The 6146-nt window shown below is 59.4% G+C and carries 8 protein-coding genes; 5 read left to right on the plus strand and 3 right to left on the minus strand.

Annotation, left to right across the window (positions count from 1 at the left end; genetic code table 11):
* On the minus strand, nt 1–1838 hold a 1838-nt coding region (locus tag AC1DX0_RS29135), incomplete at its 3' end, for an NACHT domain-containing protein (protein WP_477357866.1).
* A gap of 161 nt (nt 1839–1999) precedes the next feature.
* A complete protein-coding gene (locus AC1DX0_RS29140) occupies nt 2000–2167 on the minus strand; it encodes a hypothetical protein (protein WP_477223649.1) in 168 nt (55 codons plus the stop codon).
* Between the two features lie 175 nt (nt 2168–2342).
* Here AC1DX0_RS29140 and AC1DX0_RS29145 point away from each other — a divergent pair, with 175 nt between their 5' ends.
* From AC1DX0_RS29145 to AC1DX0_RS29160, 4 genes are all read left to right on the plus strand, one after another.
* Complete coding sequence (locus tag AC1DX0_RS29145) at nt 2343–2783, plus strand: VOC family protein (protein ID WP_477357869.1); 441 nt, start codon at nt 2343–2345, stop codon at nt 2781–2783.
* Between the two features lie 266 nt (nt 2784–3049).
* Nucleotides 3050–3574: a hypothetical protein gene (locus tag AC1DX0_RS29150; RefSeq protein WP_477223647.1), complete on the plus strand. Its 525-nt coding sequence runs from the start codon at nt 3050–3052 to the stop codon at nt 3572–3574.
* Between the two features lie 14 nt (nt 3575–3588).
* Nucleotides 3589–4002 carry a phage holin family protein gene (locus AC1DX0_RS29155; RefSeq protein ID WP_477223646.1) on the plus strand — a complete coding sequence of 138 codons (414 nt, stop codon included), beginning with the start codon at nt 3589–3591 and terminating at the stop codon, nt 4000–4002.
* Entirely contained in the window at nt 3983–4648 is a 666-nt protein-coding gene (locus AC1DX0_RS29160) for a hypothetical protein (protein WP_477223645.1), read from the plus strand. Before AC1DX0_RS29155 ends, AC1DX0_RS29160 begins: the two co-directional genes overlap by 20 nt.
* A gap of 25 nt (nt 4649–4673) precedes the next feature.
* Here the strand turns inward: AC1DX0_RS29160 and AC1DX0_RS29165 are convergent, their stop codons facing one another.
* Nucleotides 4674–5396: a phytochelatin synthase family protein gene (locus tag AC1DX0_RS29165; protein WP_477357872.1), complete on the minus strand. Its 723-nt coding sequence runs from the start codon at nt 5394–5396 to the stop codon at nt 4674–4676.
* A 225-nt stretch (nt 5397–5621) separates the two neighbouring features.
* Between AC1DX0_RS29165 and AC1DX0_RS29170 the strand changes: the two genes are divergently transcribed.
* On the plus strand, nt 5622–6146 hold a 525-nt coding region (locus tag AC1DX0_RS29170), incomplete at its 3' end, for a DMT family transporter (protein WP_477357875.1).

Consider the following 6146-nt stretch of genomic DNA (forward strand, 5'->3'; position numbering starts at 1 on the left):
TGCTCATGCCGATAGGAGCGTCCATCGGTATTCTTTAGCCATCTCCAAAGTTCTTTTGCGCTAATTTTAGCGCCAGCACGAAGGTATGATTCAACAGCCTCAAGAATATTGTCCTCGACTTCACGAGAAAATTCTCTTGGTGCACGCCGACCTTCAGTAAGGATCGGCGCAACGACGTCTAGGAACTCAATTAACTGCGGCGGCGTCATACCCCGCAAGAGTCGGTAGCCTACCCCCACAATTTTGTGGTTACCTTGCGACCTGTGATAAGCAACCATCGCCTGGGCAATTCGTGTGCCCGAGAACACAGATGGCCGATCATCCATCGTTTCGAGCGCCAGTCGCGTAGACGAGATGTCGTCGAGAGCACGCAAGTCGTCAACGAGTGCGATTACAAATGTATCGTCGCTACCTTCCGCTGCTGCCTCCGCTGCCCGCAGTCGCTCGACATACGTCTCACTATTGTCAAGGGCTAGTGCGCGAAGTTGGTCTCGTATCCGGCTGGCTAACGCTGTCCCCTTTACACTCTCAAGGATGACTGTAGTTAGCTGGTACGAGGCATCCTTGTCGGCGATCAGCGTAACAATCTCGTCCTTCAACGAATCCCTAGCCAAGGATCGCCCTATGTCCAGATTCCAGTCCTCGCTACGGAAAAGTGGATCTGAGCGAGCGATTGTTGGYAGTGCACGAAGAAGCCGCTTAATCTGATCGTCAGCCAGCGACCCCGCATCACCGTATCTGAGGACGCCGTATGGGTCCGCATCGATGAACCTCTCAGAGTCGCTGGCATCCAGAACAGCGAGCCACGCATGGATGCCACGCAATGATGTAGGGACGGTTTTTGAACCCGCAGCGTAGAGTAGAGATTCCAGACGGCGAAGTGAGACACCGTCAGCAAGAGCACTAGCCAGCCACCGTGCCGCCAAATACTCAGCCACCGTGCGGTGGCAGGGTTCCAATGTCTGAGCCGATGAAACCCGCATCAGCGCTGAGCCCATAGCAGCTTCGATTTCTTCTGCGGTTACATGGTCGCCCTGCAGATCAGCGGGGCGAGGATAGAGGTCATCTAGCTGCCCGTCAGTTGCGACCCCCCGTTTTCCGGACAACAGTATCTGTGCGAATACGAAGCCTGCCGCTTTCATGATCCGTTCGCTGCTTGGCCGATTCGGTCGCAGCGACTGGTGCTGGGGATTGGCTTCGCGCGTTAGGCGCAGGCAAGCGCTTTCGTACAGTTCACGTCGTGTTTTCGGCCATCCAATTTCCGCAATGGCCTCCAACAGCAGAAGAAGTGACTGAGGATTTCGAGCTAGTTCTGTGGCCTTGTGCTCGTCAGCTTGCGCCACGAACTTCGCGCCATTTTCTTTACCCGACGAGAATACCTCCACCATCGAGGCCATTTCATCATCGCTCAGCGGCTGCAGTTGTCCAATGACCGGTTTGGTGTTGAAACGACGGACGATCTTCACTTCCGAAGTGGCATTCTGCCAATCCATGGCCCGGCAGGTGAGCACGAAGTCCTCCACCTTGTCTTCGAGCAAGCGGTTTAGAATAGCAGTTATGGGATCTTTGGCGCCATTCGCGAGTACCTCATCGACGCCGTCGACAATGACAGTCTCGTAACTGAGTTGCTCGATGGGAGCATTTGACGCCAATAGCTCGGCATGGATTGAATGCCCTGCCGAAAGCCTTTGAATTTCGGTCGCGGTGTCCGACTTTCCCGCACCCGGCTCGCCTAGAAGAATACGTGGAGTACGAATGCTGGCGAATTCCGCCTCAGTATGCTCGATAGCCGTACCGTTTTCTTGCGTGATTAGTATACGTCGCGGAACATACGCCATTCTTCAGCTTAGCCCTGACGTGAAGTAAACGTCCAGCGCTACACGGTTGTCATCGGGCACTTTCGTGATAGCTAGCGCCGAGCGGAGTTGCCGCTGCCGCCATCGATCCATGCCTCGTCGATAAATGCGCCTTTCTTATCAATTATTTATGGCAGCCCCCCTCAATGCCGCTTGAAATACTGCACCTCCCGCTCATGCTTCTCCGCCGCCTCACGCGTCTCGGCGCGCACGGCTAGCGCTTCGACCTCAAGCACGTCGACGCTGGCGATCTCGTGCGGCAGCGCGTCGTGGGCCGTCAGCGGTAGTGCGGCCTCCCTGTCGATCTCCATCGCGGCCCATTGGCGCTCGCGAAAAGCGGACACCCGATACCAAAGTGAACGCGTGCCTCAGTGCCGCTGCGCTGGCGATCTAAAAAAAGTTGAGATGCGATGTCGGATCTACGCGCAGTCAACCGTCTTAAAGCAGACGCCTGGACTGGCATCTCGACAACCAAAGGAACGATCGATGAGCAAGAAGATTTTCGTGAGCCTGCCGGTGAGCGACGTGAAGGCATCCATGGCGTTCTATGAAGCGCTCGGATTCAAGAACAATCCCAGCTTCACCAGTGAGGCGGCTGCGGGGATGGTGTGGAGCGACCACATCAATTTCATGCTGCTTAGCCGTGAAAAATGGCAGACCAGGACCACGCGCCCCATCCCGCCATCAACGTCCAGCGAGGTCATGCTGGCGCTGTCCCTGGACAGCCGCGAGGCGGTCGATGCGATGGCCGCCGCTGCTGCCGCGAACGGTGGCACCGCCGACATCAATCCAATCGAAGATCATGGCTTCATGTATACACGCGACCTCGCTGATCCCGATGGCCATGCCGTGGGCGCGATGTGGATGGATTTTTCCGCAATGCCTTCCGGCGACAAGGCGGAGGAAGGGCGTAGCCTGCAGTCTTAGAGAATTGGAGGTGCGGCTGAACACCAGCTGCGTTCGCACCCGCAACAAGGAGATTGTCTTGACAGGGGCCGAGAGCCGACCCTCCGCGTTAGGCGTACTGTCTGAGATTGCAGCGCCGGGCGGACTTCGTTGCGTATTGTGGCAGGGTATCCGGCCACACATAGCTTTTGTGCCGGGATTCCGATCACATCAGGGATTTTTGCCAGCTGCCGGAACCGCTTGTTGATGGCGAAGTTCAACTCCTATCAACACAGGAGTGACTCGCCGTGAACACCTTAGACACAGACAACCTTTCGGGATCAGGAATCGCCAACGAGAACGGCTGGCAGGGCAGTGCGGGCACTGAACGTGCCGGCGACAGCAAGGAAGCGCTCGGCAAGTTGAAGACGAGTGCGGCAGAAACCGCCGCGCATCTGAAAGATGCGGCGGCTTCAGTTTCGAGCGACGCCAAGGACTATGCCGGGTCTGTGGCATCCAATGCCGCCGGCGCCTTCAAGGACGCCGTCGAGTCCAACAAGACCGCAGGCGCCGATGCGATCGCCAACATCGCCCATTCCGTGAAGGACGCGGCCGACGGCATCGAGAAGCAATCGCCCCAGGTTGCAAGCATGGTGCGCAATGCTGCCGAAGGCGTCGAGCGGATCTCGACCGATATCAGGGACCGCAATGTCGGCGAATTGCTCGATTCCGTCACCAAGTTCGCGCAACGCCAGCCGGCCGCCTTTTTCGGCGTCGGCATCCTCGCCGGCGTCGTGCTGACGCGGATCATGCGAAGCTCCGATCGGTCCTGAGAAGGATCACGCGCATGGATGACGGAATGGATCACCGGCCATTCGGGAGCGTGCTCAGCGAAGCTGTAAGTCAATTCGCTTCGTTGATGCGCCTCGATCTTCGCCTGCTCGAAGCGGAAATGCGGGCCAAGACCACGACGATCGTGTCGTCGGGCGCATGCGGCGTGGCTGCCGGCATGTTCTTTGTCCTGGCAGCATTCGCCCTGGTTCAGTTCCTCATCCTTGCGATGATCCATTTTGGGGTCGGCGCGATGTTCGCCTGCCTGATCGTCGGCGCCGTTCTGATCGCCGCAGGGATGCTATCTCTTCATTTGGCCAGGCGCGCGCTGATCGGATGGACCATCACGCCCGTAGAAACCGTCAACCAGGTGCGGACAGACCTCGCAGCCTTGAAGCAGGGCATACGCTATGGCTCAACCCAGCAATGAGATCCGGGATATCCTGGTGCAAAGCCACGCCGAACGGCAAGCGCTGTTTGGGCCGGTCAGCGAGTTGAGCCGCAGGCTCCAACCCAGGCATCTGGTGCAAACCTCCACGCACTACGCCAAACAGAAGGTGATCGGGGTCCTTGGTGGCGTCTCGGATGCCGTCAAGGAGAATGGCGGCACTGCGGCCGCTGTCGCCCTGGGCGCCGTCGCTGTCTTCGATGCCGGCAGGAGAAGCGCTGGCGGCAATGTCCCCGCCGGAAGTGCGGGCGCGGACATTGAAACACTTACCAGCGGCGGGCATGCCGATGCTGGACCAAGCCGTTACCACGCACTTCCGCGAAGTGCCGTGTCAAACCTGGAGCGAGCAAAGGTCATAGCCGGCTCCGCAGGAGGGCTCTTTCTCGGCCATCTCATCGGCCGGGCTTTTCAACCAACAGCCAAAGAGCAGGCGCTGTTCGGCAAGGCCGCCGACGAAGTCCGGGACGTGGCGGCCAGATTCGTCAGCGAGCATAAGCGCGGCGCTAAACTTGCGGCGGCGGAGTCCTTTGGCTTTGCCCGGTATAGCGCCGCCTTCTTGGCTGTCTTGGCGTTGGCGAGCGACTATTTTGTCCGCAATGAAGGCGTGCGCAATCCGCCCGACGCGTGATTGCGGCGCGAAGAGGTGAGAGGCTCTATTGCGCGGCAACGACAACGAAACCGCGGGTCTTGTTGTCGTTGTCGCTGTCGGTGGTGTTCATGGCCGTGAAGAGGTCGCTCGCCGAGACCCAGACAGGTGGATATTTATAGYGCGCGACGTCGAGGATCAGGAACCGATCCGACTTGGAATCGTAGGCTGCAAGCGGCGATATATGACCGCCCTTTTCCTGGCCCATCGCCTTACGCAGATAATTGACGATGACGAAGCGCCCCTTGTCGCCGAGCGCCGCTCGCGCCATTTTCCGGAACTCGTCCAGCGACGTATCCGTGGCGTGATGGACGGAAGCCGAGACTCCCTTCGTTGCGAGGATGCCGCCAATCTGGTCGAGCGTCATGCCGATCTCCGCCAGCGTGGCGCGGGGCAGCACCGTGTCGGTCTTTTCATCCAAAACGTTGTCCTGGGTGAACGTGCGGTAGGGCTGGTATTCCGCCACCTCGGGCGCCGGCACGCCAAGCGAGTTGAGTACCATCACGATGCTCGCCACGCCGCAGAACGACTGCGTTTTCTGGGTCAGGAAATTGCTGGCGAGAGCAAAATAGGCTTCGCGGGCGTCACTCTCGACGAGATAGGCTTCTCCCTGATCGGTGTCGAACCCGGTCAAATTGTCGGGAAGCCGCAGCGTCTCGGCCGGCGCCGATGACAGCGAAAGTGCAAAACAGCACGCGGCAAGTGCATACCGGAGATGTCGCACAACCATGGAAGGTCTCCCAAACGGTGCACGACTATCGCACATGACAGGGAGTAAGTGAACGGCCGCGCGCCAGACCTCTTCCTCGGTACGGCGCGCATCCCCTCAGGGGAAAGAACGTCCTCGCTCCGTCGAAAACGGCCGAGCGCCTTCTCGGCTTTCAAAACGGATGCACGACCCAACGACACAGGCTATGTTGCCCCGTCTGGCCGAGGTCATCGAAGGGGACATGACATGCAGGCAATGCCGATAGCGCATCAAGCCGCGCAACCCGTGGCCGGCCCCATATCCTCCCTGGCCGGCTATCCGGCCGCCGTCCTGTGCTGGCTGCTTTCGGCCGGTGTTTATATCGCGGCCAAATGGGTGGCGCCTGAAATGCCGCCCTGGGGCCTCTGYTTCTGGCGGCTGACGCTTGCCTGCGCCATCCTGCTRCCGATYGTGCACCGYCATCACGASGCRATGATCGGGCTTTTGCGAACKCGCGCCGTRGAGGTCGTCGCCGTGGGGGCGATCGGCCTCACGCTGTGCCAGGGCATGATCTACCATGGCCTCAACCACACCGACGCCACCACGGCCGGCATCATCATGGCGCTGTCGCCTGTCATGACGATGGTGCTCGCCCGTTTCGTGCTCGGCGAGCCGCTCGGGCTGTGGAAGTCGCTTGGCGCGCTGGTTGCGCTTGCCGGGATGATTTTCATCGTTGCCCACGGCAATTTGACGGCGCTGCTGCAACTCAAGGTCAACGCCGGCGAGTTGTGG

The sequence above is a fragment of the Mesorhizobium sp. P3_A9 genome, from assembly GCF_056402975.1.